Raw genomic sequence first — 23,641 nt, 5'->3', positions numbered from 1 at the left:
TCCATGACCACGCGTCTCTGGTGCCGCTGCAACGCGGTCCGGGACCGGGATCTTGCGGTGACGCTGCACGACGCGCTCACCGACGAGGGCGACCAGATCGACCTTCTCGTGACGGGGGATGGCGGCACCGCCAACCCCACCGGCCGCCGCGAGACGCGCCAGTTCATCGCGCAGGAGCATCCCAGCGCGCTCGTCTGGCTGGGCGGGCCCCTGGACCTCGGCGCGCTACAGGCCGCGGCGGAGACCGCGTTGCCGACCGTGCTGGTGAACATGGCAGAGGACGCGCTGACCCCCCTGGGCGGCTTCTTCCAGCGCGGCCGGGTGCGCACCGCCCTGTCATCCCTGGCGGGCGTCTATACCCGCGACAGCGCCGCCGCCGCGGCGTTTCGCCAGGCGGGGGCGGTCCATGTCTACCCCGCCGCCGTGCTGGAACCCTCCGTCACCGTGCTTCCCTACGCCGAGGCCGACAGGGTCGAGATGGCGGAGGCGCTCAACTCGCGCTCGGTCTGGATGGCCTGCGGCGTACGTGCCGCGGACGTGCCGCAACTGGCAGAGGCCCACCAGCAGGCCACCCGCCGGTCGCACCGCCTTCTGCTGGTGGTCGAGGCCGCGGACCCCGATGAAGGGGAGGAGATCGCGCGCCGCTTCGGCGAACGCTTCCTGCAGACCGGCCGGGCGCGGCTCGACCCTGTCCCGCAAGAGGCCGAGCAGGTGCATGTCGCCGACACGCCCGGCAGCCTGGGGCTCTGGCTCAGGCTGGCCTCGGTCACGCTGGCGGGCGGGACCATGGCGGGCGGCGTGGCGCAGGATCCCTTCGAGATCGCGACACTGGGGTCCGGCCTGCTGCATGGGCCGCGCACGGCCCCCCATGCCGCGCGATACGAGCGGTTGGGGGCGGCGGGCGCGACGCGGCAAGTGGCGGACTGGGCCGAACTTGGCGGGGCGATCGAGGATCTTCTGGCCGCCGACACGGTCGCGCGCATGGTGACGGCGGGCTGGGACGTGACCTCTCGCGGGGCGCAGACGGCGAACGCGATCGCGGCCCTCCTGCTCGATCGCCTGGACCGGGTCGCCTGATGCGCCCGCCCGCCTTCTGGTCCAATGCGCCGGACGCCCCCGGCTGGCGCGCCCGTGCCCTGGCCCCGCTGGGGGCGGTCTACGGGGCGGCGACGGCCCGACGTCTTCGCCGGACGGGCTACCGCGCGGGCGTGCCGGTGATCTGCATCGGCAACCTCAACGCGGGCGGCACCGGCAAGACCCCCACCGCGATGGCGCTGGCCCAGCGTCTGGCCGATGCGGGCGAAGCGGTGCACATCGTCTCCCGCGGCTACGGTGGAGAGTTGCTCGGCCCGCTGCAGGTCGATCCGCGCGGGCACGATGCGACCATGGTGGGGGACGAACCGCTGCTGCTCGCCGCCTTCGCGCCGACCTGGGTCGCGCGCGACCGGGCCGCGGGGGTGCAGGCCGCGGAAGCCGCCGGGGCCGACGTCGTCCTGCTGGACGACGGCCACCAGAACCCCGGTGTCGTGAAGGACCTGAGCGTGGTCGTCGTCGATGCCGCGCGGGGCTTCGGCAACGGCCGCGTCATCCCGGCGGGCCCCCTGCGGGAGCCGGTCGAGACGGGGCTCGCGCGCGCCGACCTGCTGCTGGCCATCGGCGACGACGCGGCGCAGGTCCGCTTCGCGCAAAGATGGCGGTCGCCCGACCTGACCGGAGAGCTGGTGCCGCTCGTTACCGGCATGCCCTGGACGCAGTTGCGGCTGCTGGCCTTCGCCGGGATCGGGCACCCCCGGAAGTTCTTCGACACCCTGAACGCAATGGGGGCCGAGGTCGTCAGGACGGAGGCGCTGGACGACCACCAGCCGCTGACGCCCGCGCTGATGACCCGGCTGGAGAGCGAGGCGCGCGCCGCCACGGCCCAGCTCGTCACCACCGAGAAAGACGCCGTGCGCCTGCCGGAGGCGTTCCGCGCCAAGGTCCTGACCCTGCCGGTGCGCCTGCAGATCCCCGACTGGGGGCCGTTCGACCGGGCCTTTGCGCAGGTTCAGTCCGCGGGCTCCTGACCCAGCTTCGGAGCGGGGCGGTCCGACACGCTCTCGGCGCCCGAGAACCGCACCGGGAAGCGCACGCCCGGGACGCCGCCGCGGTCGATGCGCAGCCCGCGCGCGATGACCTGAGGATCGGCAAAGACCTCGGCCATGTCGTTGATCGGCCCCGCGGGCACGCCGCGCGCCTCGCAGGCGGCAAGCAGCCCCGCCTTGGTGAGCCGCGCGATGGCCGGGGCCAGCGCTTCGTTGAGCGCCTCGATCCCCGCGACCCTGGCCGCGTTGGTCGCGAAGCGCGGATCGGCGGGCAGGTGGTCCAGCCCCAGAACGTCGCAAAGCCGCGCGAACTGCGCGTCGTTGCCCACGGCCACGATCGCGAAACCGTCCGCGCAGGCATAGACCTGGTAGGGGGCGAGGTTGGGGTGGAAGTTGCCGATCCGGCCCGGTGCCGATCCGGTGGCAAGGTAGTTCATCGCCTGGTTGGCCATCACCGCGACGCCCACGTCCATGAGCGCCACGTCGATCCGCTGCCCCAGGCCGGTCGTCTGCCGCTGGTGCACCGCCGCCAGGATCGAGGTCGCCGCATACATCCCCGAAAAGAGGTCGACCACGGCGACCCCGACCCGGTGCGGTGCGCCGTCGGGCGGGCCGGTGACGCTCATCAGGCCGGACATGCCCTGGATGATGTAATCGTAGCCCGCGCGGGGCGCATAGGGGCCGTCCTGCCCGAACCCTGTGATCGAGCAGTAGATCAGCGCCGGGAATTCGTCCTTCAGGCTGTCGTAATCCAGCCCGTATTTCGCAAGCCCGCCGACCTTGAAATTCTCGATCACCACGTCCGCTTCCGCCAGCAGGCGGCGCACCTGGGCCTGTCCTTCGACCGTGCGGAAATCCACGGTGACCGAGGTCTTCCCCCGGTTCGTCGCGTGAAAGTAGGCCGCGGACCGCGCGCCGTCGCGTTCGACGAATGGCGGGCCCCACCGACGGGTGTCGTCGCCGTCGGGGCTTTCGACCTTGATGACCTCGGCGCCCAGGTCGGCCAGCGCCTGACCGCACCAGGGACCGGCGAGGATGCGCGCCAGCTCGATGACGCGCAGCCCCTCCAGCGGGCGCATCAGCCGGCCGCCGCGATCCGCTCGTCCAGGATCTCCTTGAGGTCCTCGTAGCTCATGTTGCTGTGCAACTCGCCGTCGATCAGGAAGGAGGGGGTCGACCGGATGCCATCCTCCTCTGCGTTCTGCTCGAACCAGGCGACGAGGTTCTGGGCGTTCTGCGCATCCGACATGCAGGCGGTGACGTCCTCTTCGGACAGGCCCGCCGTCTTGCCGATGGTTTGCAGCTCTTGCGCGATGGTCGCGGGATCGCCGGACGCGGTCCAGTTGCGCTGTTGGTCGTACAGCTCCTCGGTAATGCCGAAGAAGCGCATCTCCCCGCCGCAGCGCGCGATCATCGAGGCCCAGAGGCCGAAACGGTCGAAATAGACCTCGCGGTAGACGAAGCGCACCTTGCCGGTGTCGATGTAATCGGCCTTCAGCTGCGGCCAGACGGTCGCGTGGAAATTGGCGCAATGCGGGCAGGTGAAGGAGGCGTATTCGATCATCTCGACCGGCGCATCCTCGGCCCCAATGGTCATGTCGGCGATCGCCGTGGGGTCGGCCTCCTGCGCGTCGGCCATGCCGACCAGAAGATTGCCGTCGTGGCCGCCGGTGGTGAAGGCCAGCGCACCGAGTGCGGCCAGCGAAGCGCCGCCAAGGAGAAGTGTTCTGCGGTTCATTTAGTCTGTCCTTCCGGGGAGGTGGTCTTGGTCAGGTAGTTGGTTACGAGCGCTTCTAGCGCGTGTCGCAGCTTGTCGTCACCCACGCCACTGGCGCTGTCGCGGGCTTTCGCCTGCACGGCGGGATCGGGCCGGCGCTCGGGCTTCGGCGCGGGGGTGAAACTGGCGCGCCCGTCGGCGAAACCGGTCGGGGCGGTCTGGGTGATGCGCAGCCGTGCGATGGCGCGGTAGCCGTAACAGGCGTTCACCTTTTCCAGCAGTTGCACCTTCTGCATTTCCAGCATCGGCGCATTGGCCCCGGTCGTCAGCACCGTCAGCGTGGCCCCCATGCCGCCGCGTTTGTAGGACACCTCCACGGGCCGCGCGATGGCGGCGGTGGCCTCGCCCACGATCTCGGCCCAATGGGTCAGAAGCCGCGATTCGGCAAAGCCGCGTCCTTCCGTCGCGCGGCGGATGCGCGACTGCATCAGCGTATCGGCGCGAGAGAAGCCGTAGGTGGTGGACTGGCGACGGGGCTGTTTCATGGTCACGGTCTAATCTATGCAAACCTGCACGCCAAGCCAGAGCAGGGCGGGCCGCACGAGGTTAAGAATGCGTGAAGAGACGAAACATTTGCTAGACTGGTACGACCGGCATGCCCGTGCCATGCCTTGGCGCGTGCCCCCTGCCGAGCGGGTCCGTGGTGTCCTGCCCGACCCCTACGGCGTCTGGCTGTCAGAGGTCATGCTTCAGCAGACCACCGTCGCCGCCGTCCGTGCCTACTGGCTGAAGTTCACCGAAATCTGGCCCACCGTAGGCGACCTCGCGGCGGCGGAGGATGCCGATGTCATGGCGGCCTGGGCGGGCCTTGGCTACTACGCCCGCGCCCGCAACCTGCTCAAATGCGCCCGCACGGTCGTCTCGGATCACGGCGGGCGGTTCCCTTCCGACCGCGAAACCTTGCTGAGCCTGCCGGGGATCGGCCCCTATACCGCCTCCGCCGTGGCCGCGATCGCCTTCGACCGGGCCGAGACGGTGCTCGACGGCAACGTGGAACGGGTCATGTCGCGCCTTTACGAAATCTTCACACCCTTACCTGCGGGTAAGGTCCCGATGATGGCGGCCGCCAAGGCCCTGACGCCGACCGAGCGGCCCGGGGACTACGCGCAGGCCGTCATGGACCTTGGCGCCACGATCTGCACGCCCAAGTCTCCCGCCTGCGGGATCTGCCCCTGGCGCGACCCTTGTCTCGCGCGGCGAAACGGCACCGCGGCGGAACTACCGCGCAAGACCCCGAAGAAGGCCAAGCCGCAGCGCCGCGGCACCGCCTACGTCGTCAGGCGCGCGGATGGCGCCTTGCTGGTCGAGACGCGTCCCGATAGCGGCCTCCTTGGCGGAATGCTGGGCTGGCCCGGCACCGACTGGTCGGACGACCCCACCCCCGCGCCCCCGGTGGAGGCCAGCTGGCGTAGGTTGGAGGCCACCGCGCGGCACACTTTCACCCATTTCCACCTGGAACTCGACATCATGGTGGCCGAGGTCGCCCAAGGCGCGACCCCGGACCGGGGCAGCTTCGTGCCGCCCGCGCAATTTGACGCGAAGGCCATGCCCACGGTGATGCGCAAGGTCTGGGCCCTGGTCGCCGCATCGCCGGGTCACGATTGAACGGAAGGGGCGAAGATCATACTCTGGTCAGGATCATCCCGTAAGGACACAGCATGACCGACGTCGTTGTCCCGCCCCGTATCGCCCGCTTCAGTGCCGCCCTTCCGTTCTGGCTGTCCGTGCTGCTGATCCCCATCGGCTGGGTGTCCGCCATTGCCGGCGGCTGGGCCGTTCTGCTGCTGCCGGTCGCGACCTGGTACCTCTTCGGGATCATCGACGTCTTCGCCGGCCTGAACGAGGCGAACGAGGATCCGTCGACCCCCGACGACCAGCTCTGGTGGTATCGGCTGATCACCATTGTCTGGGCGCCGCTGCAGGCGGTGAACCTCTTCGCCATGATCGCCTACGCCACGCGCGCCGACCACCTGGGCGGCTGGGAGCTGGTGGGCATGTTCTTCGGCATGGGCGTCATCACCGGCACCATCGGCATCAACTACGCGCACGAACTGATGCACCAGAGGCCCAAGGTCGAGCGCTGGATGGCCGACATCCTGCTGGCGATGGCGCTTTATTCCCACTTCCGCAGCGAGCATCTTCTGGTCCACCATCGCTACGTGGGCACGCCGCGCGATCCAGTGACGGCGCGCTACAACGAAGGATTTCACCGCTATTTCCCCCGCGTCTTCGTGCAATGCGCCCGCTCTGGCTTCCGGGCAGAGGCCGCGATGCTCGCCCGCAAGGGGTTGCCCTGGCATCACGCCTCCAATCCCTACTGGCGCTACGCCGCGCTGCAACTGGGCTTCCTGGCCCTCGCCGTGCTGGCGGGCGGCTGGGTGGGCCTCGGACTTTTCGTGCTGCAGGCCTTCATCGCGATCTGGCATCTGGAATTGGTCAACTACATCGAACACTACGGCCTGACGCGCAAACACCTGGGCGACGGCAAGTACGAGCACACCAAGCCGCATCATAGCTGGAATGCCTCGTTCAAGGCGTCGAACTGGCTGCTGATCAACCTGCAGCGCCACTCGGACCACCACTACAAGCCCGATCGGCGCTTTCCGCTGTTGCAGACCTACGACGCGGATGAGGCGCCGCAGCTGCCCTACGGCTATTCCGTCATGGGGATCGTCGCGATGATCCCGCCGTGGTGGCGGCGCATGATGAACCCGCGCGTGCGGGCCTGGCGACGCCGGCACTACCCAGAGATCACGGATTGGTCCGCCTACAAGGCCGGCACGAACCCCCTGCCGCGCTGAGCCTGCCTGCCTGACGCCCTTTGATGACGCCGCCCCTGCCCCGCGGGGAAGGGGCGGCGCAGGCGATCACGGATCGTCGCCGACGCGCACCAGCTGCTTGCCGAAGTTGCCGCCGTCCAGCATGTCCAGGAAGGCCCGTGGCGCGTTCTCCAGACCCTCGGCCACGTCTTCCTTGAACTTCACCCGGCCGTCGCCAACCATCGGGGCCACGTTCTCGATGAAGTCCGGGAACTTGTGGAAATGATCGAAGATGATGAACCCCTCCACCAACAGCCGCCGGGTCAGGATGTTGCGCCAGACGGCGGGCAGGGGCTGCGCGTCCTTCACCCCTTCGCCCGAATACCAGGCGATCATCCCGCAGACCGCGATGCGGCCGCCGACGTTCATCCGGCTCAGGACCGCCTCCAGCGTCTTGCCGCCGACGCTTTCAAAATAGACGTCGACGCCGTCGGGGGCGGCCTTCTTGATCGCCTCCGACAGGCTCTTGGCGTCATGGGCGTGGTGGTCGAGGCAGACGTCGTAGCCCAGCTCCTTCACGGCGAAGTCGCATTTTTCAGGCCCGCCCGCCACGCCGATCACGCGCATGTTCTTGGCCTTGGCCAGCTGGCCCACGACACCGCCCACGGCACCCGTCGCGGCAGAGACGACGATCGTCTCGCCATCGCGCGCGCGCCCGATGTCGTTCAGGCCGACCCAGCCGGTGATGCCGGGCATCCCCAGCACGCCGAGCGCGGTCGAGATCGGGGCGGTGTCGGGATCGATCACCCGCACCCCCTCCCCGTCCGAGATCGCGTGAGAGCACCAGCCGAACTGGCCCGTGACGATCTGGCCTTTCTTGAAGTCGGGGTGACGGCTTTCCATGACTTCGGCCACGGCGCCGCCTTCCATCGTCTCGTCGACCTCCACGGGCTTGGCGTAGGATTTCGCATCGTCCATGCGACCGCGCATGTAGGGATCGAGCGACAGCCAGATCACGCGGACGAGCAACTCCCCCTCGGAGGGGCTGGGAAGGTCGACCGTCTCCTGTCGGAAGTTGTCGGTGGTGGGCTGGCCGTCGGGGCGGCTGGCGAGCACGATACGGGTGGCTTCGGTCATGGGATATCTCCTTTCCCGTCGACCTAGCCGAAGCCCACACAAAAAAAACCCCGACCTTGCGTGAAGCAAGAGCCGGGGCAAGTTAGTGCCTGCGAGACCGCCCCCGCAGGGGGATCTCGGTGCAGGCACCGGCGGTAACTGGTGTGTGTCCTCTAGGCGCTGGCGGCCATCTCGGCGCGGATCTGCTGGCGCAGAATGTCGATGGGCACGCGCTGCCCGTCGCGGCGGAACTGCCAATAGGTCCAGCCGTTGCAGCTGGGTGCCCCTTCGAGGTGGGCGCCGACCTGGTGGATCGACCCCTTGATGTCGTCCCCGATCAGCGTGCCGTCGGCGCGGACCTTGACCTTGTGGCGCCCGTTGAGCGACCACAGCTCCTCGCCCGGGCGCAGCATGCCCCGCTCGACGAGGACCCCGAAGGCGACGCGCGGTTCGGCGCGCTTGGACTGGGTGACCTCAAGCGCTTCGCGGTCGAACTTGCGGACGCGGGCGAGCCGCTTCTCGGCGTGGGCGCGGTAGCTGGCCTCGCGCTCGATCCCGATGAAGTCCCGGCCCAGCATCTTGGCCACGGCCCCGGTCGTGCCGGTCCCGAAGAACGGATCAAGGACGACGTCGCCGGGATTGGTGGTCCCCAGCAGGACGCGGTGCAACAGGCTCTCGGGCTTTTGCGTCGGATGGGCCTTGTTGCCCTCGCCGTCCTTCAGCCGCTCGTGGCCGGTGCAGATGGGCAGCACCCAGTCCGAACGCATCTGCGTGCCTTCGTTGAGCGCCTTCAGGGCCTCGTAATTGAAGGTGTATTTCGCGCCCTCGGACTTGGAGGCCCAGATCAGCGTCTCATGGGCGTTGGTCAGGCGTTTGCCGCGGAAGTTGGGCATCGGATTTGACTTGCGCCAGACCACGTCGTTGAGGATCCAGAACCCCTGGTTCTGCAACTCGGCGCCCATGCGGTAGACGTTGTGGTAGCTGCCTATCACCCAGATCGCGCCGTTGGGCTTCAGCAGACGACGCGCCGCCTTCAGCCAGTCACGGGTGAAGCGGTCGTAGCGCGCGAAGCTGTCGAACTGGTCCCAATCGTTGTCGACGGCATCGACGCGGCTGTTGTCGGGGCGATGCAACTCGCCCCGCAGTTGCAGGTTGTAGGGCGGATCCGCGAAGATCAAATCGACGCTCTCTGCCGGCAGCGCATTCATCCGTTGGATGCAATCGCCGTCCAGAATTTGGTTGAGCGGTAGCGTGAGGGCCCTTTGGCCCTTTGTTTTTATTGTCATGCTCTGCCTCTGTCCCGGCCAGATTTTTTCCGGCTCGTGAATTGAGACAAAGATGGCCTTCGGGCGGTTCGAACCGCAACGATTAAAGTTGACCGGCTTTACCCGTTTTTTTCTTGCCACAAGATGTTGTGGATCGGTGCGAAGGATCGCCGGTGATGTAGGGTGACACCGTGGCATTTCAGTGCCGCTTTGTGTTCGGGTGTCGGGTAGCCGGCGTTTTTCCCCCATCCGTACTCGGGGTGCTGTTGCGCCAAACCCACCATCAATTCGTCGCGCCACACTTTCGCCACAATCGAGGCCGCAGCGATGGAAACCGACCGGCTGTCGCCCTTCACGAGCGCCATGGCCGGGCAGGGCAGGCCCCGGGGCATCATGTTGCCGTCGACCAGGGCGAAGTCGGGACCGGGCGCAAGATCCTCGAGCGCGCGGACCATCGCGATGTGACTGGCGCGCAGGATGTTGTGGTGGTCGATCTCCTCGACCGAGGCGATTCCGTAGCCGACCGTCGCGACCTGCGGGATGAGTTCGGCCAGCGCCTCGCGCCGCTTGCGCGACAGGGTCTTGGAATCGGCCAGGCCCGGCGGGATGTTCGCGGGGTCGAGGATCACCGCCGCGGCGCAAACGGGCCCGGCGAGGGGGCCGCGCCCGACCTCGTCCACGCCTGCGACCCGCGCAAAACCTTTCGCACGGGTCGCCCGTTCCAGCGTGTCGTCGGGGATCGGTCTGGTCATGGCCACAGATGTGACGGCCCCGCCGCCGGGGCGCAAGCCTCAGCGCCGGGGGGTGCGGTAGCCCGCCTCGCGCAGGCAGGCCGCGTCGTAGGTGTCCCGCACCTTGTCGTCGACCAGTTGCCGCGCGCGGCAGGTCTGCGGCAGGGGCGCGCCGAGGGGCATGCGCTCTATCAGGCAGGCCGCGCCGAAGACGCCGCCCGCGACCCGGCACGCGGCGGGCAGTGGATGGCCGGACCAGACGGAGCCTATGCCGGGCACGTTACGGCCCCGATCGCGCGTCGCCCCCAGGCGCGTGCCGGACCCGATCTCGCGCGGCGGGGACGCCAGGCGGTTCCCTTCACCGGTCCGACCCTCGGGCAGACCACCGCGGTCGCGTCGCGCTTCGGGAAGACCGCCGCGGTCGCGCTGAACGACGGGCGGCTCGTGAACGCCCCGGCCGGGCGCCTGCGCCACGCGGGCAGGCTCGCGTGCAGCATCGCGGTCGTCGCGGTCTTCGTCGTCCCGCGCCTCCGATATCAACTTGCTGACGACGACAGCGGCGAGGGCGGCGAAAAGCGCCTTGCCGACATCCTCCTGGTCGAAGCTTTCGGCGGTGACGGGGGCAGGCAGGGTTAGTGCCAGGACAAGGGTACAGGTGGTCAGGAAACGTGTCATCGGGGACTCCTTGAGCAAGGGCCGCCCCGTCGCGGGACGACATCGTGGAACAAGGCTCGCCCGGCGCCGTTCAGTCACACAATAACCGCTCTGGTCACGGGCTGCGTCAGCCGATAGCATCCCGCGATATTGCATAGCAGACTGGCCCCGGGCTGTATGGACGGCATGAAACTTTCCGCGCTTCTTACCCTGTTCGTCCTGCTGTCCGGCACCGCCGCGCAGGCGGCCTGCTATGCCGATTACAAGGCCAAGCAGGACGGTCCCCTGCGGCTGCACTACGGTGTGGTCGAGATCGACGGACCCTGCACCGTCAGCAACGCCCGGCAAGTCCTGCCGGGGCGGCTGAACGCAGGAGGATGGACGCTTCTGACGGTCCTTGGCACCTTCGACGAGAATGGGCTGGACAGCAGAAAGGAAAGTGCCGGTGAGTTTTTCCTCCGCTTCTGAGGGGCGCGAGATCGGCAATCGAATCGTGATCGGCGGCATCGTCGCCATCGTCGCGATTCTGGCGGGTGCCGCCGTGTTGCTGTTCCTGAACCTGCCCGATGCCAACGCCTTCAACGCGCGGGTCGAGCAGCTGTTCATCGAGAACGACACCTTGACCGGCAACGCCGAGATCAAGCTGCTGGAAATCATCGCCCAGTCCGGAACGGCCTTTTCCGACACGCTCTCGTCCTATCGCTTCGTGATCTTCGTGCTGCTGGTCTTCTCGACGGCGCTTCTGGTGGCGGCCATCGCATTCCTGGTGATGCTGATCTTCCTTACCCGCCGCATGGGCCGGATCGAGCGCAAGGGGATCGAGGTGAACTCGCTTCTGATCAGCCGCGATCAGGGGGCGGTCTATCTCAACAACTTCGAGTTCAAGCTGACGGCGGCGGCGATCGAAACCCTCTCGGTCCTGGCCGAAGCGCGCATGGACGACGAGGTGCTCTCGGGCGCCGAGATCGAGGGCGTGATCTCGGGCCGCGACCCGTCGGATTGCGAAGAGGCGGCGGGGGCCACGCGGATCAAGCGGCTACGCGACACGCTGGGCAACCAGATGATCAGCGAGCTTTTGGTGAAGAACATCGCGCGCAGGGGCTACATGCTGGCGATCGACAAGGATGTGATCCGCATGGTCTGACGGCCGGGCCCCGAAAACGGGATAGCCAAGGCGTCAGGAGTTCAAGAAGCGACCGATGGGTGGTGACCGGTGGCACCGGCCGGGCGGCCCATTGCGCCGAGCGCTGAATTATTCACCGATCCCGGGATTCGGGTCGAGTTCTGCCGGAAACTTGATCTTTCCGCTCCGCCTCGCATCCCGGTGGGGTCTAGAAAGCCGTTGACCCTACCTCGGGGCCGCTAATAGCGTCTCCGCGTGCAGAAACCTTCACGGGCCCCGCGTCACAGAATGGAGGTCTGCAAATCTGGCCGGGACCGCGATGCGCGGCTTCGGCGTCCAACCGGGAGAGTCCAATGTTCAAGAAAACGACCTGCAGCTTCATCGCGGGCGCGGTGATGGCGATGACCGGCCAGGCGGCCGTGGCACAAAGCGGCGAGATCACCGTCGGCTACTTCCTGGAATGGCCGATGCCGTTCCTTGCCGCAAAAGCGGACGGCGCCTACGAGGAGGCGATGGGTATGACGGTGAACTGGGTGTCCTTCGACACCGGCACCGCGATGTCCGCGGCGATGGCCTCCGGCGACGTGCAGATGTCGGTCAGCCAGGGCGTGCCGCCCTTCGTGGTCGCGGCCTCCGGCGGGCAGGATCTGCAGATCGTCGACGTGGCGGTCAGCTACTCGGACAACGACAACTGCGTCGTGCAATCCAACCTCGAGATCGACAAGGACAGCGCGGACGAGCTGGCGGGCCAGACCGTCGCCGTACCGCTGGGAACCGCGGCGCACTACGGCTTCCTGCGCCAGATGGATCACTTCGGCGTGGACCTCTCCAGCCTGACGGTGGTCGACATGGCCCCGGCGGAAGGCGCCGCGGCGCTGAGTCAGGGTGACGTGGGCATGGCCTGCGGCTGGGGCGGCGCGCTTGCCCGCATGAAGGAATACGGCAACGTGCTGCTGACCGGCGCCGAAAAGGAAGAGCTGGGGATCCTGGTCTTCGACGTGACCTCGGCGCCCGCGTCCTTCGTGGCAGAGAACGGCGACATCGTGGCCCAGTTCCTCAAGGTGACGGCCGACGCGAACGCCGAATGGGCCGAGACCCAGAGCGACGAGATGCTGGAGACCATCGCCATGGAATCTGGCATGGACATCGAAGCGACGCGGGCCTCGCTGGAGACCTTCTCGTTCCCGGATATCGAGACGCAACTGTCCGACGACTGGCTGGGTGGCAATGCCGCCACCTTCATGAAAGGCGTGGCCGACGTCTTCGTCGAATCAGGCTCCATCGATAGCGCGCTCGAAAGCTACGAAGGCACCGTGAACCTCGGTCCGCTGGAAGCCGCAGCAGAGATGTAGGCGAACGATAGGCCCGGGGGCATCCCCGGGCCTATCCAATGACGGTGCGCCGTCGAGCAAGGGACAGGGCGACGCATGTCGGGACTTCAAATCGAGAATCTGTCGATGCGCTTCGACCTGCCGGACGGCGGTCACGTGCAGGCGCTCAAGGACGTGAGCCTTGATCTGAAAGCGGGCGAACTGTTGAGCGTGCTCGGGCCCTCGGGCTGCGGCAAGACGACCTTGCTGAACATCGTCGCCGGATTCCTGTCGCCCACCGACGGCCGGATGGAGCTGAACGGTCACCGGATCACCGGGCCGGACGCGGAACGCGGGATGGTGTTCCAGCAAGGCGCGCTCTTCGAGTGGATGAGCGTGCGCGACAACGTCAGCTTCGGCCCGCGCATGGCGGGGCGCAAGGCCTCCGACTACCGCTCGGAGGTGGATCACCTGCTGGACGTGGTGGGCCTGCAGGACTTCAAGGAGAAGATGGTCTACGAGTTGTCCGGCGGCATGCAGCAGCGCGTGGCGCTCGCCCGGTGCCTGGCCAACGAGCCCGACGTGATCTTGATGGACGAACCCCTGGGCGCGCTCGACGCGCTGACCCGCGAGAAGATGCAAAGCCTCGTGCTGAAGCTGTGGAAGGAGACCGGCAAGACGATCATCCTGATCACCCACTCGGTCGAGGAGGCGCTGCTTCTGGGCGAGCGGCTGATCGTCATGGCGCCGCGACCGGGACGCATCCATACCGAATACGACCTGCCCTTTGCCGAGATGGGCGTGAACGCCGACCTGCGCGAGGTCAAGAAACACCCCGAGTTCGCCCAGCGCCGCGAGGAGATCCTGAACATGATCTGGGACATGGAAGAGGAAATCATGGGCACCGCGGGGCCCGACGAATGATCATCCTGGCGATCTATGTCGGCATCTTCGTCGCCGCCTTCTTCATCGTGACCCGCGTCGTGGGGATCCGCGCGGCCCGGGACATCAACGCGCTCAAGACCGTGACCTTCGGGGACGAAAGCGCCGTGCGGCCCAACCGGGCGGCGGGCGTGATCTCTGTCCTGACGATCTTCCTGCTCTGGGGGGCCTTCACCGGCTCGGCCCTGTTGCCGGGGTTCCTGCACGCGCCGGGTCCGTTCACGGGCCTTGCCTCCTTCACCTACACGGCGGAAGCGAACGGCCAGACCGATGACGCCACCGTGCAGATCCTCGTCCATCCGCGCTCGGAGAACCCCGACGTGCCGGACATCGCGCCGGGCGAGGGCTTTGCAAAGAACATGAGCGACACTGTCGCGGTCTACCGCAACACGCTGATTTCCTTCGACAGCAACGACGAGATCTCGCGCGACGAGGGATCGCGCGTGATCGCCATCGACGGCGAACCGGTGGAGCCGGGCAGCACCGTGCAGGTCACGGGGGGGCGCGTGACGATCTCCGACAAGGGGACGCCGAACTTCACGCCGAGCGCGGGCTGGCAGATGGAATCGCTCTACCTGCCCGCACCGGAGGAGGTCGTGACCCGGACCATCGACGTGGCGACGGAAGGGTTCCGGGGCACCTCGCTGTTCGGGCATCTGGGGTGGTCGCTGTTCCGGGTCGTCACCGGTTTCATCTGCGGTGCGATCGTGGGCATCCCGCTGGGCTATGCCATGGGCCTGTCGAACTGGTTCCGCGGCTGGTTCGACCCGATCGTCGAGTTCATGCGCCCCGTGCCGCCGCTGGCCCTGATTCCGCTGGTCATCATCTGGGCGGGCATCGGCGAGGTCGGCAAGATCATCCTGCTGTTCCTGGCCGCGCTCTGGATCATGGCCATCGGCGCGCGCTCCGGCGTGTCGGGCGTGGCGATCAGCAAGGTGCACGCGGCCTACTCATTGGGGGCGAGCAAGTGGCAGGTCCTTCGGCACGTGATCATCCCGAACTCCCTGCCCGAGATCTTCACCGCGGCCCGGGTCGCGATGGGCGTCTGCTGGGGCACGGTCGTCGCGGCCGAACTGGTCGCCGCGGAAAAGGGCGCGGGGATGATGATCATGGTCGCCTCGAAGTTCCAGAACACCGACATCGTGATCCTGGGGATCGTGCTGATCGGCATCATCGGCTTCGGCATCGACATGCTGATGCGCTGGGCCGAGCGGTTGATGGTGCCCTGGAAGGGCAAGGCCTAGGCGGGAACCCGAAGGCCGCGTGCTGAATTGAGCCTCCGAAGCCCGCACCGGGCACGGAGAGACTTGATATGACGGACGCAATCGTACTGGGTGGCACCGCCGGCGTGGGCCGGGCCATCGTGGATGCCCTCGTGGCGCGCGGCATGACCGTGGGTGTCGTGGCCCGCGGGCAGGACCGGCTGGATCAGTTGAAATCGGACTACCTCAAGGGGCGCATCCGCACCGCCGCCGCCGATGTGGGTGATGCGGATGCTCTGCGGGAGGCGATCAACACCCTGTGCCCCACCGGCGCGCCGCGGGTCTGGGTCAACTGCGCCATGATCACCGCCTTCTCGCGGTTCGAGCAGATGACCGTCGAGGAATTCGAGAAAATCGTGCGCACCACCTTCCTCGGCCAGGTCAACGGTACGCGCGAGGCGTTGCGGCTGATGGGGTCCGGCAACATCGTGCATATCGGATCGGGCCTGGCCTATCGTCCGGTGCCGGGGCAGAGCGCCTATGTCGCCTCCAAGCACGCGATCAACGGTTTCGTCGGCTCCGTCCGGTCGGAGATCATGCAGACGCGGCCCGACCTGCACCTGTCGCTCGTCCAGCTTCCGGCGATGAACACGCCGCAGTTCGGCTGGGCGCGCAACCGTCTGGACATGGCGCCGCAGCCCGCCCCGCCCGTCTATCACCCCCAGGTCGCGGCGGAGGCCGTCTTGAAGGCGATCGACGGCAACCTGCGCGAAGTGCTGGTCGGAAAGTCGGTCCTGAAGCTGATGTTCGGCGACATGGCGCTGCCCGGCTACATCGACCGCAGGCTCTCCCGCAACGGGATCGAGATGCAGAAGTCCGACGTGCCGGCCTGGGCGCGACCGGAAGAGGACAACCTCTTCGCCCCGGTCGACCACCCAAGTTCCGCGACGGGCGCGTTCGACGGCGAAATCTCGGAAACCGCGATGACCGTGGACAGCGACCGCGCGCGCAAGGTCCTGCTGGGCGGCATCGTGGCCGCGGCCTTCGGGATCGGTGCTTTGGCCGCCTCTGCGGCGGTCACAGCTTCCAGACGCCGCCCCACCAGCCTTCCGCACTGGGAGCAACGCCGTCTGAACAAATAAGCGCCGGCGCTTCGGGCGTGTCCGCGCTGACACCGCTGCCGTGGCAGAAGACGCCACGGTAGCGGGTGCCGTCTTCGGTCACGACGGTCAGATCGAAGATGTCGTTCTGGGTCGAGGAATCCTCTATTTTCGCCGTGGCCCAGCCATGGTCCCGCCGCAGGCCGATGATCCGGCGGTAGAAATCGACCATGCCACCTTTTCCCTGCGCCCGGCGCAGGACGTCACGGTCCCAGCGCATCGGCAGCCAGGGGCACCCGTCGGTAAACCCGTACCATTCGCCGTCGGCGTCCCACGGGATCGGCACGCGCGCCCCTTCGCGCCCCGGCCCGTCCGGCCACCAGAGCAGGTCGAGCGGGTCCGTCACCTCGTGATGGGCAAGGTCGGGCTGGGTAAGGCCCATTTCCTCGCCCTGGTAGATGATCCAGGGGCCCGGCAGGAACGCCATCTGCAAGGCCAGCACCGCGTCCGAGGCGTCGCCGCGCCCGTGCCGCGGCTGGTCGTGGCTCGACAACCAGCCCGGCAGCTTCTGGAAATCCGCACCGCGTGACAGGATGTCACCGAAGGTCGCGGGCGATCCCCGTCCTTCGGGCATGTCGGTGGAATAGGTCGAATCCAGACGTCCCTCCTGCGAGAAATCCATGCAGAGCTCGATGGAATTGTTGCCGGAGGTGTTCTCTCCGAACAGGTAGGCGCGCTCACCGGCCCATTTGCGCAGGTTCGCCGCATAGCTCGCCCCGTCGCCGGGAAGCATGTCGTAGGTGTGGTCCTGGAAGGTATAGGGGTTGAAGGTCTCGCCCGCGACCTTCTCGTGCACCTCCTGGGAGGCCACCGGATTGTCCTTCAGGCTTTCGTCCCACAAGAAGGCCGTCACCACGTCGAAGCGGAAGCCGTCGACGCCGTGGTCGAGCCAGCCTTCGATCTGGGTCCTGATGTGGTCCTGCACTGTCGGATTGCGCAGGTTCAGCGCGGGTTGGTGCTTGGTGAATTGGTGGTAGTAATACTGCCGACGCTTGTGGTTGTAGGTCCAGGCGCGGGTGCCGAACTGCGCGAACCAGTTGTTCGGCTCCGTCCCGTCGGGCTTGGGGTCGCGCCAGAGGTAGTAATCGGCCTTCTCCTCGTCGCCCGCAATGGCTTCCAGGAACCACGGACACTCGTCCGAGGTGTGGTTCAGCACCTGGTCCATGTAGACCTTCAGCCCCAGGTCGTGCGCGCGGGCCACCATGGCGTCGAAGTCCTCCATCGTCCCGTAGCGGTCGTCGATGGCGGTGTGGTCGATGATGTCGTAGCCGCCGTCCATCATCGGCGAGACGTAGATCGGCGACAGCCAGATCGCGTCCACGCCCAGCCCCGCGATGTAGTCCAGCCGGGAGGTGATCCCCGGCAGATCCCCGATCCCGCTGCCGGTCGTGTCCTGAAACGAGCGGGGGTAGATCTGGTAGATCGCGGGTGCGCGGGCCTTCGTTTTCGTCACGGGGCTGTCCTTGTTTTGGTTTTATGCCGTCGAAGCTAGGTCGCATCGCGGCCGGTTCCCGTCAGTGGGACAAATCGTCTCTGGAACCGGCGGCGTTGCCGGCGGTTAGGCCGCGAACCATGAACAGGAGATCACGATGGATCTGGGTATCAAGGGGCGCAAGGCGCTCGTCACGGGCGGCACCGGCGGTATCGGTGTCGAAACGATCAAGTTGCTGAAGGACGCGGGCGTCGAGATCACGGCCACCGATCTGGACAAGGAAAAGGTCGAAAAGGTCGCCCAGGAACACGGTATTCGCGGCGTCGCGGGCGATCTGTCCTCGAAGGACGGGGTCGAAGCCTTCGTGAAGGAGGTCGGAACCGAATTCGACATCGTCGTGCACGCCGCCGGCGTGACCGGCGAGAAAGGCGATCCGCTGAACATGTCCGAGGAGGCCTGGGATCACGCGCTCAACATCGACTTTCTGTCCGGCGTGCGTCTGGCGCGTCACCTCTGCCCGCCGATGATCGACCGCGGCTGGGGTCGCGTGGTCTTCATCACCTCGGAAAACGTGGCGCAGCCCTACCCGGACGAGACGGTCTACAACTCCGCCAAGTCCGCGCTGCTGAGCTTTGCCAAGTCGGTCGCGATGCAGCATTCGGGCAAGGGGCTGCTGGTCAACTGCGTGGCCCCCGCCTTCATCGAGACGCCGATGACCGACGGCATGATGGAAAAGCGTGCCAAGGAACTCGACGTCAGCTTCGACGAGGCGATCGAGAGCTTCCTCGAGGAAGACCGCCCCTACCTCGTGCTGGATCGCCGCGGCAAGCCCGAGGAGGTGGCCCCGGTCATCGCCTTCCTTTGCTCGGAACTGGCCAGTTTCGTCACGGGCGCGAACTACCGCGTGGACGGCGGGGCCGTGGGCTCCATCAACGTCTGATGCCGCGGCTGGCGCTCGAACGTCACATCGCGCGCACGCCGGTCGAAGGGTCACCCGCAGAGATGCGGGAGGCCTTTCGGCGCCTGGCGCTCTGGCCGGATCTGCCCGCGATGCCGAAGCAGGAAACCCTGGGCGGCTGTCCGGGCCGCTGGTTCGGCGAAGGCCGTGACGCGGCGGTCTGGCTGCACGGTGGCGGTTACGTCTTCGGCGGATCGGACACCCACGCCGCCGCGGTGACCTACCTTGCCGAGAAGATGAACGCCCGGGTCTACGTCCCGGACCTGCCGCTGGCGCCGGAGGCCAGCTTCGCCGAGATCAAGGCCGCGGCCCGCGGTGTGATCGACGCGCTGAACGCGCCGGCTGTCATCGGCGACAGCGCCGGCGGGCATCTTGCGCTTGCACTGGTGCAGGAGGGCGTCGCGATGCGGCGGCTGGCGGTCCTGTCGCCCAACACCGACCACACGGGCCTGAGCGAGACGCGCGCCGCGCATTCGGACAGTGACCTGATGAACGACGATGCCCAGGATCACGCGCTGGCGGAGATGACCTTCGGTGCAGATGCCCTGGTCGGTCCGGAAGTGTCGCTGCTCGGCGGGGATTTCAGCGGGGCCGAGCATCTTTTCATCTCGGTCAGCCTGTCCGAGGTGCTGCTGGACGACGGCTTGCTGCTCGCCCGCCGGGCCGCGCTCTGCGGTTGCAAGGTCGAGTTGCACACCACAGCCGACATGTTCCACATGTGGCACCTCTGGCCCGGTCCCTTGACGGAAGCCCGCGCGCTGCTGGTCCGGCTGGCGGAGTTCCTGCGAAACTAGAAGTCCGCGGTCACGCCCGGCAGGTTGAGGGCCTTCACGAGTTCACGCAGTTCCTGCCGGGCGGAAATGTTCGAGATGTTCAGGCTCTTGACCCCGATGTCGCGCAGATCGAGCAGGGTCAGGCCGCGGGGAAAGAGCTCTCGGAAGATCACCCGCTCGTTGAAGCCGGGGGCAACGCGGAACCCGATCCGACGGGCGAGCTTTTCGATTACCCGCTCCATCTTGTCCTTGTTGGTCATCTGCTGCGCACCGACGCGGTTGCGCGCCACGATCCAGTCGATCGGGCTGAGGCCCGCCTGCGCGCGCAGCTGGCGGGCGTTCCAGACCATCTCGGAATAGACGGACGGGCCGGTGATCGTCTCTCCGGCGGTGTCGACATGGGCGAGCAGGTCGAAGTCGACGAAGCTGTCGTTGAGCGGGGTCAGCAAGGTATCCGCCAGACTGTGCGCCACCTGGCTGAGCCGGGTATGGCTTCCGGGGCAATCGATCAGGATGAAATCGCTGTCGGGCTCCAGCATGGCGACGGCCTGGGACAGGCGGTGGTCATGGATGTTCTCCTCCGGGCCGAGACTGGCCTGGTCGATCTCCGGCAGGTCGGCGTAGCTGGGGGAGGGCAGATCCAGCCCTTCGGATTGCAGGTAACTGCGACGGTTGAGCATGTAGCGGCCCAGCGATTTCTGCCGCAGATCCAGGTCGAGGCAGCCGATCCGGTGGCCCATCCGGGCCAGCGCCGTGGCGACATGCATGGCCACGGTCGATTTGCCCGCGCCGCCCTTTTCGTTGCCCACGACGATGATATGCGCCACGCGACTGCCCCTTTCGCTTGTTTGGGGCACCTTATCTTGTGGCCGCGGCGCTGCAAAGCGCAAGCGGACCCGGGGCCGGGTTTTTCTCTGCGGTTGACAGTGCCGCCCGCACGGCCCATGTGGGATGCAAGACGGACGATCCTGCCGCGTGAGCAGGGCCGGGCGAATGTGCCCCGCGAGATCCCCGTTTTCACAGATTCCCAACTCTCACGCAGGGGGGTCCAGCGCCGCGATCGGCGTCCGGGCAATTCGGCGTGGACATCTGACGGGGCGCAACCTTTTTGCGCCGCGCGTTCTCGCGCCGCCGTGGGGCATGCGCCCCGGAAAGATACCGATGGATTTCGACATGCTGGGCCTCGCGCCCCGACTTGTGACTATTTTAAAAGAACAGGGGATCACCGATCCCACCCCGATCCAGAAGCAGGCGATCCCGCACGCGATGCAGGGCCGCGACGTGATGGGTCTGGCCCAGACCGGCACGGGCAAGACCGCCGCCTTCGGTCTGCCGATGATCGACGCGCTGATGAAGGCTGGATCCAAGCCTGCGCCCAAGACCGTGCGCGGTCTGATCCTGGCGCCGACGCGGGAGCTCGCCAAGCAGATCGCGGACAACCTGACCGCCTATACCAAGGGCAGCCATCTGAAGGTCGCCCTCGTCGTCGGCGGGGCTGGCATCGTGGGGCAGACCAAGCGTTTGCAGAACGGCGTCGACCTGCTGGTCGCCACACCCGGTCGCCTGATCGACCTGCTGGACCGCCGCGCGGTGCGGCTGGACGAGACGGTGTATCTGGTGCTCGACGAGGCGGACCAGATGCTCGACATGGGCTTCATCCACGCGCTGCGCCAGATCGCCCCGTTGCTGGCCGCCGACCGCCAGACGATGATGTTCAGCGCGACCATGCCCAAGCTGATGAGCGAGCTTGCGGACACCTACCTCAACAACCCGATCCGGGTGCAGGTGAACCCCCCGGGTCAGGCGGTGAAGAAGATCGACCAGTCGGTGCATTACGTCGCACAGGCCGCCAAGTTCGACCTGCTGGTCGAGCTTCTGGACGATCACCGCGACGAGCTGGCGATCGTCTTCGGTCGCACCAAGCACGGCTGCGAGAAGATCTACAAGCAGCTGGAAAAGAAGGGCTTCGCCGCCGCCTCGATCCACGGCAACAAGAGCCAGGGTCAGCGGGACCGCGCGCTGGAAGCCTTCAAGCAAGGCAAGGTGCGCGTGTTGGTGGCGACGGACGTGGCGGCCCGTGGGCTGGATATCCCCGACGTGGCCTTCGTCTACAACTACGACCTTCCCAACGTGGCCGAGAACTACGTTCATCGCATCGGCCGGACCGCCCGTGCTGGCGCCGATGGCCGCGCCGTGGCGCTGGTGGCCCCGGACGAGATGATCGAGCTGCAGGATATCGAGAAGGCGATGAAGGACACGATCCCCACCGCCACCGGCACCCGCTGGGAGGTCCAGCCGGGTCAGAAGAAGCGGCCCAACGGCGGTGGCGGCAACCGCGGACGCGGCGGTCCCCGTGGCGGCGGCGGTGGCAAGCCCAAGGCGAACAACAAGCCCGGGCACACCAACGCCAAGCCCGGCGGCGGTCAGCGCCGCAGGCGGAGCGGCGGCGGGCGGTCCTCTGCCGCGTAACGGATCGGGGCGCGTCCTTCGGGGCGCGCCTTTTTTCTTGGGCTGGAACCCGGTTGGTGCGGGGCGGGTTGATCCCCGAACCGCCAACAGGAGAGACCCCATGTCCATCAAGGAAATGATCGCCGAACACCCCGACGTCGCCGGCCACGACAACGAGCCGCTGACCCAGGCCGTGCGCTACGCCATGTATTGCGCCGCGATCTGCAACTCCTGCGCGGACGCCTGCTCGGCCGAGAAGGACGAAGACCGCAGCCAGTGCATCCGGTTGTGCATGGATTGCTCGGACATCTGCACGGCCACCTACCGCGTCGCCACCCGCCGCACCGGCGAGAATGTCGCCATCATCAAGGCCACGCTGGAGCTGTGCATCCAGTCCTGCGAAGCCTGTGCCGAGATGTGCGAAAGCCACGACGACGCCCACTGCAAGCGCTGCGCCAAGATGTGCCGCGAGACGGCCCGCGACTGCAAGGCGGCGCTCGAGACGCTGTAAGCTTTCGTTTGACGAAGACAGAAGGGTGCGGTCCGGCCGGGCTGCACCATTTTTCTTGAGTTCGACCAAAAACGCGGTCCCGCCCTAATTCTGCCACGCCGTTGCGTTCGAATTGTTGCCGTAACGTAATCAATGAAAATTCAGGCAGGCTTTTGTGGGACTAAAGGATACGGATTATTCGGATTACCTTTCCTTGCGCGATCTTTCCGCGAAGGAATTACTTGTTCACGCTGCGAAGTCATCAGGGCGATCGCCGATCCAAGTCCAACGGGACTTCATGCGGCTATCAAAGTCGGTCGGGCGCCTGACGATGAGCGAATTTGTGCGTCTCGGCCTGCACCATGCGGACCGCTACGACGAGGCCGAGCGGTCGGCCTTCATCTCGAACGAGCAGCACTGGCCGATCACGCATACCTGTAACGACCGTACCTGGGTCGGCACGGCCGAAGACAAGATCGTCGCTGCGACGATCCTGAGTGCCGGGGGCGTTCGTACACCCGAAACCGTTGCAGTTCTGGACCGGTCCGGGCGGACCTATCCGGGAGTCACCAAGGTCTCAACGACCGACGATCTGTCTGAACTTCTGAACAGTCATGCGGACAAGCCGCTCTTTTGCAAGATCGTTGGCGGAATGGTCAGTTTTGGGGCTTTCCGCATCGAAAGCGGTGGGGCGGGGAAAGTGCTTTGCGCGGGCCATCCTCCGATGGATTACGAAGATTTCCTGCGCGACTTCGTCGCCGACAACGCCTATGTCGTCCAGCGTGTCCTGGACAACCACGCGGCGCTGCAACCCTTCGCCTCGGCCTTGGGGACCGTTCGGATGGTCAACCTCGTGGGGGATGATGCGGTGCATTGTCCGGCAGCGGTGATCAAGCTTCCACAGGGGGATAACATCTCCGACGCGTTCTGGCGGCCTGGCAACCTGGCCTGCGACATCGATGTCGAGACGGGGCGCATCCGCACCGTGGCGCTGCGCGGGATCGAAACGCAGTTCCTGCAGGACCACCCCGAAACGACCGGACTGATGGGAATGGAACTGCCGTTCTGGTCCGAGTTGCGAGAAATGAACGAACGGGCCGCCCGGCTCTTCGGCCCGATCCGGTATCAGTCGACCGACATCGCCATCACCGATGAAGGCCCGGTCGTGGTCGAACTGAACTACGGCGGCGGGTTCGATTTGCCACAATATGCCAGTGGCCGCGGATTGTTGACTGCCGAGGTCCGGTCATTCTTCGAAAGTTGCGGGGTCGATTTTGCACCAGTCAAGCGCAAACGCCGCTTTCCCTGGTCGCGGGCCTGATCGCCCCCCATCCCGATCGAACGCCCCAGATGCAAAAACGCCGCCCCGAAGGGCGGCGTTCGTCGTATCGCGCGGGGCCCCGGATCGGGTCCGGGGTAG

General features: G+C 66.8%; 24 protein-coding genes. 15 read left to right on the top strand and 9 right to left on the bottom strand.

The window, feature by feature from the left end:
• Positions 1-3 precede the first annotated feature (3 nt).
• The gene (locus EU805_RS01205) at positions 4-1,077 is read left to right on the top strand and encodes a hypothetical protein (protein WP_129762119.1); all 1,074 of its coding nucleotides are present in this window, start codon (positions 4-6) and stop codon (positions 1,075-1,077) included.
• Positions 1,077-2,063, top strand: coding sequence for a tetraacyldisaccharide 4'-kinase (gene lpxK, locus EU805_RS01200; protein WP_129762118.1), 987 nt, complete (start codon positions 1,077-1,079; stop codon positions 2,061-2,063). Before EU805_RS01205 ends, lpxK begins: the two co-directional genes overlap by 1 nt.
• Here lpxK and EU805_RS01195 read toward each other — a convergent pair.
• From EU805_RS01195 to EU805_RS01185, 3 genes are read right to left on the bottom strand one after another with little or no spacing between them, the layout of a single operon-like run.
• A complete protein-coding gene (locus EU805_RS01195) occupies positions 2,045-3,163 on the bottom strand; it encodes a CaiB/BaiF CoA-transferase family protein (RefSeq protein ID WP_129762702.1) in 1,119 nt (372 codons plus the stop codon). The genes lpxK and EU805_RS01195 overlap by 19 nt on opposite strands.
• Positions 3,160-3,819, bottom strand: a complete 660-nt coding sequence (locus tag EU805_RS01190) for a DsbA family protein (protein WP_129762117.1) — start codon at positions 3,817-3,819, stop codon at positions 3,160-3,162. Before EU805_RS01190 ends, EU805_RS01195 begins: the two co-directional genes overlap by 4 nt.
• On the bottom strand, positions 3,816-4,343 hold the full coding sequence (locus EU805_RS01185; protein ID WP_129762116.1) for a DUF721 domain-containing protein: 528 nt from the start codon (positions 4,341-4,343) through the stop codon (positions 3,816-3,818). The genes EU805_RS01190 and EU805_RS01185 overlap by 4 nt, the downstream gene beginning before the upstream one ends.
• 67 nt (positions 4,344-4,410) lie before the next feature.
• Between EU805_RS01185 and mutY the strand changes: the two genes are divergently transcribed.
• Both mutY and EU805_RS01175 read left to right on the top strand, forming a co-directional pair.
• On the top strand, positions 4,411-5,463 hold the full coding sequence (gene mutY / locus EU805_RS01180) for an A/G-specific adenine glycosylase (protein ID WP_129762115.1): 1,053 nt from the start codon (positions 4,411-4,413) through the stop codon (positions 5,461-5,463).
• Positions 5,464-5,516: 53 nt separating this feature from the next.
• Complete coding sequence (locus EU805_RS01175) at positions 5,517-6,659, top strand: alkane 1-monooxygenase (protein ID WP_129762114.1); 1,143 nt, start codon at positions 5,517-5,519, stop codon at positions 6,657-6,659.
• A gap of 66 nt (positions 6,660-6,725) precedes the next feature.
• Here EU805_RS01175 and EU805_RS01170 read toward each other — a convergent pair whose 3' ends face one another.
• From EU805_RS01170 to EU805_RS01155, 4 genes are all read right to left on the bottom strand, one after another.
• Entirely contained in the window at positions 6,726-7,754 is a 1,029-nt protein-coding gene (locus tag EU805_RS01170; protein WP_129762113.1) for an NADP-dependent oxidoreductase, read from the bottom strand.
• Between the two features lie 152 nt (positions 7,755-7,906).
• A complete protein-coding gene (locus tag EU805_RS01165; RefSeq protein ID WP_129762112.1) occupies positions 7,907-9,019 on the bottom strand; it encodes a site-specific DNA-methyltransferase in 1,113 nt (370 codons plus the stop codon).
• Between the two features lie 98 nt (positions 9,020-9,117).
• Positions 9,118-9,750 (bottom strand): ribonuclease HII, encoded by a 633-nt coding sequence (locus EU805_RS01160; protein WP_129762111.1) that lies wholly within the window; start codon positions 9,748-9,750, stop codon positions 9,118-9,120.
• A 39-nt stretch (positions 9,751-9,789) separates the two neighbouring features.
• Positions 9,790-10,404 carry a hypothetical protein gene (locus EU805_RS01155; RefSeq protein WP_129762110.1) on the bottom strand — a complete coding sequence of 205 codons (615 nt, stop codon included), beginning with the start codon at positions 10,402-10,404 and terminating at the stop codon, positions 9,790-9,792.
• A gap of 165 nt (positions 10,405-10,569) precedes the next feature.
• Between EU805_RS01155 and EU805_RS01150 the strand changes: the two genes are divergently transcribed.
• The 6 genes from EU805_RS01150 (at position 10,570) to EU805_RS01125 (ending at position 16,102) form a co-directional block, all read left to right on the top strand.
• Positions 10,570-10,851: a hypothetical protein gene (locus EU805_RS01150; RefSeq protein WP_129762109.1), complete on the top strand. Its 282-nt coding sequence runs from the start codon at positions 10,570-10,572 to the stop codon at positions 10,849-10,851.
• Positions 10,799-11,527, top strand: coding sequence for a hypothetical protein (locus EU805_RS01145; RefSeq protein ID WP_242494017.1), 729 nt, complete (start codon positions 10,799-10,801; stop codon positions 11,525-11,527). Before EU805_RS01150 ends, EU805_RS01145 begins: the two co-directional genes overlap by 53 nt.
• A 332-nt stretch (positions 11,528-11,859) precedes the next feature.
• Positions 11,860-12,858, top strand: a complete 999-nt coding sequence (locus EU805_RS01140; RefSeq protein ID WP_129762108.1) for an ABC transporter substrate-binding protein — start codon at positions 11,860-11,862, stop codon at positions 12,856-12,858.
• 75 nt (positions 12,859-12,933) lie between these two features.
• Positions 12,934-13,740 carry a taurine ABC transporter ATP-binding protein gene (locus EU805_RS01135; RefSeq protein ID WP_129762107.1) on the top strand — a complete coding sequence of 269 codons (807 nt, stop codon included), beginning with the start codon at positions 12,934-12,936 and terminating at the stop codon, positions 13,738-13,740.
• Positions 13,737-15,002 carry an ABC transporter permease gene (locus EU805_RS01130; protein WP_129762106.1) on the top strand — a complete coding sequence of 422 codons (1,266 nt, stop codon included), beginning with the start codon at positions 13,737-13,739 and terminating at the stop codon, positions 15,000-15,002. The genes EU805_RS01135 and EU805_RS01130 overlap by 4 nt, the downstream gene beginning before the upstream one ends.
• Before the next feature lie 68 nt (positions 15,003-15,070).
• Positions 15,071-16,102 (top strand): SDR family oxidoreductase, encoded by a 1,032-nt coding sequence (locus EU805_RS01125; protein WP_129762105.1) that lies wholly within the window; start codon positions 15,071-15,073, stop codon positions 16,100-16,102.
• Here EU805_RS01125 and EU805_RS01120 read toward each other — a convergent pair.
• Positions 16,038-17,573 carry an alpha-amylase family glycosyl hydrolase gene (locus EU805_RS01120; protein ID WP_129762104.1) on the bottom strand — a complete coding sequence of 512 codons (1,536 nt, stop codon included), beginning with the start codon at positions 17,571-17,573 and terminating at the stop codon, positions 16,038-16,040. The two genes, EU805_RS01125 and EU805_RS01120, sit on opposite strands and share 65 nt — an antisense overlap.
• A 136-nt stretch (positions 17,574-17,709) precedes the next feature.
• On the opposite strand from EU805_RS01120, the gene EU805_RS01115 reads away from it, so the two are divergent.
• Positions 17,710-18,492 (top strand): SDR family NAD(P)-dependent oxidoreductase, encoded by a 783-nt coding sequence (locus EU805_RS01115; protein WP_129762103.1) that lies wholly within the window; start codon positions 17,710-17,712, stop codon positions 18,490-18,492.
• The gene (locus EU805_RS01110; protein ID WP_129762102.1) at positions 18,492-19,304 is read left to right on the top strand and encodes an alpha/beta hydrolase fold domain-containing protein; all 813 of its coding nucleotides are present in this window, start codon (positions 18,492-18,494) and stop codon (positions 19,302-19,304) included. The genes EU805_RS01115 and EU805_RS01110 overlap by 1 nt, the downstream gene beginning before the upstream one ends.
• Here EU805_RS01110 and EU805_RS01105 read toward each other — a convergent pair.
• Complete coding sequence (locus tag EU805_RS01105) at positions 19,301-20,110, bottom strand: division plane positioning ATPase MipZ (protein ID WP_129762101.1); 810 nt, start codon at positions 20,108-20,110, stop codon at positions 19,301-19,303. The two genes, EU805_RS01110 and EU805_RS01105, sit on opposite strands and share 4 nt — an antisense overlap.
• Before the next feature lie 334 nt (positions 20,111-20,444).
• Here EU805_RS01105 and EU805_RS01100 point away from each other — a divergent pair, with 334 nt between their 5' ends.
• From EU805_RS01100 to EU805_RS01090, 3 genes are all read left to right on the top strand, one after another.
• Positions 20,445-21,752: a DEAD/DEAH box helicase gene (locus tag EU805_RS01100; protein ID WP_129762100.1), complete on the top strand. Its 1,308-nt coding sequence runs from the start codon at positions 20,445-20,447 to the stop codon at positions 21,750-21,752.
• A 100-nt stretch (positions 21,753-21,852) separates the two neighbouring features.
• Entirely contained in the window at positions 21,853-22,242 is a 390-nt protein-coding gene (locus EU805_RS01095; protein WP_129762099.1) for a four-helix bundle copper-binding protein, read from the top strand.
• A 193-nt stretch (positions 22,243-22,435) separates the two neighbouring features.
• A complete protein-coding gene (locus EU805_RS01090) occupies positions 22,436-23,542 on the top strand; it encodes a sugar-transfer associated ATP-grasp domain-containing protein (protein WP_129762098.1) in 1,107 nt (368 codons plus the stop codon).
• Positions 23,543-23,641: the final 99 nt, after the last annotated feature.

Origin of the sequence: Salipiger sp. IMCC34102 (assembly GCF_004145405.1) — a bacterium.
Classification (GTDB): Bacteria; Pseudomonadota; Alphaproteobacteria; order Rhodobacterales; family Rhodobacteraceae; genus Loktanella.
Note: the sequence above shows the minus strand (reverse complement) of the source record. Positions and strands in the feature narration are given on the sequence as shown.

Coding starts and splice junctions, on each gene's coding strand:
- EU805_RS01205 (WP_129762119.1), top strand. CDS start 4: ATGACCACGCGTCTCTGGTGCCGCTGCAACGCGGTCCGGGACCGGGAT.
- lpxK (WP_129762118.1), top strand. CDS start 1,077: ATGCGCCCGCCCGCCTTCTGGTCCAATGCGCCGGACGCCCCCGGCTGG.
- EU805_RS01190 (WP_129762117.1), bottom strand. CDS start 3,819: ATGAACCGCAGAACACTTCTCCTTGGCGGCGCTTCGCTGGCCGCACTC.
- EU805_RS01185 (WP_129762116.1), bottom strand. CDS start 4,343: ATGAAACAGCCCCGTCGCCAGTCCACCACCTACGGCTTCTCTCGCGCC.
- mutY (WP_129762115.1), top strand. CDS start 4,411: ATGCGTGAAGAGACGAAACATTTGCTAGACTGGTACGACCGGCATGCC.
- EU805_RS01175 (WP_129762114.1), top strand. CDS start 5,517: ATGACCGACGTCGTTGTCCCGCCCCGTATCGCCCGCTTCAGTGCCGCC.
- EU805_RS01170 (WP_129762113.1), bottom strand. CDS start 7,754: ATGACCGAAGCCACCCGTATCGTGCTCGCCAGCCGCCCCGACGGCCAG.
- EU805_RS01165 (WP_129762112.1), bottom strand. CDS start 9,019: ATGACAATAAAAACAAAGGGCCAAAGGGCCCTCACGCTACCGCTCAAC.
- EU805_RS01160 (WP_129762111.1), bottom strand. CDS start 9,750: ATGACCAGACCGATCCCCGACGACACGCTGGAACGGGCGACCCGTGCG.
- EU805_RS01155 (WP_129762110.1), bottom strand. CDS start 10,404: ATGACACGTTTCCTGACCACCTGTACCCTTGTCCTGGCACTAACCCTG.
- EU805_RS01150 (WP_129762109.1), top strand. CDS start 10,570: ATGAAACTTTCCGCGCTTCTTACCCTGTTCGTCCTGCTGTCCGGCACC.
- EU805_RS01145 (WP_242494017.1), top strand. CDS start 10,799: ATGGGCTGGACAGCAGAAAGGAAAGTGCCGGTGAGTTTTTCCTCCGCT.
- EU805_RS01140 (WP_129762108.1), top strand. CDS start 11,860: ATGTTCAAGAAAACGACCTGCAGCTTCATCGCGGGCGCGGTGATGGCG.
- EU805_RS01135 (WP_129762107.1), top strand. CDS start 12,934: ATGTCGGGACTTCAAATCGAGAATCTGTCGATGCGCTTCGACCTGCCG.
- EU805_RS01130 (WP_129762106.1), top strand. CDS start 13,737: ATGATCATCCTGGCGATCTATGTCGGCATCTTCGTCGCCGCCTTCTTC.
- EU805_RS01125 (WP_129762105.1), top strand. CDS start 15,071: ATGACGGACGCAATCGTACTGGGTGGCACCGCCGGCGTGGGCCGGGCC.
- EU805_RS01115 (WP_129762103.1), top strand. CDS start 17,710: ATGGATCTGGGTATCAAGGGGCGCAAGGCGCTCGTCACGGGCGGCACC.
- EU805_RS01110 (WP_129762102.1), top strand. CDS start 18,492: ATGCCGCGGCTGGCGCTCGAACGTCACATCGCGCGCACGCCGGTCGAA.
- EU805_RS01100 (WP_129762100.1), top strand. CDS start 20,445: ATGGATTTCGACATGCTGGGCCTCGCGCCCCGACTTGTGACTATTTTA.
- EU805_RS01095 (WP_129762099.1), top strand. CDS start 21,853: ATGTCCATCAAGGAAATGATCGCCGAACACCCCGACGTCGCCGGCCAC.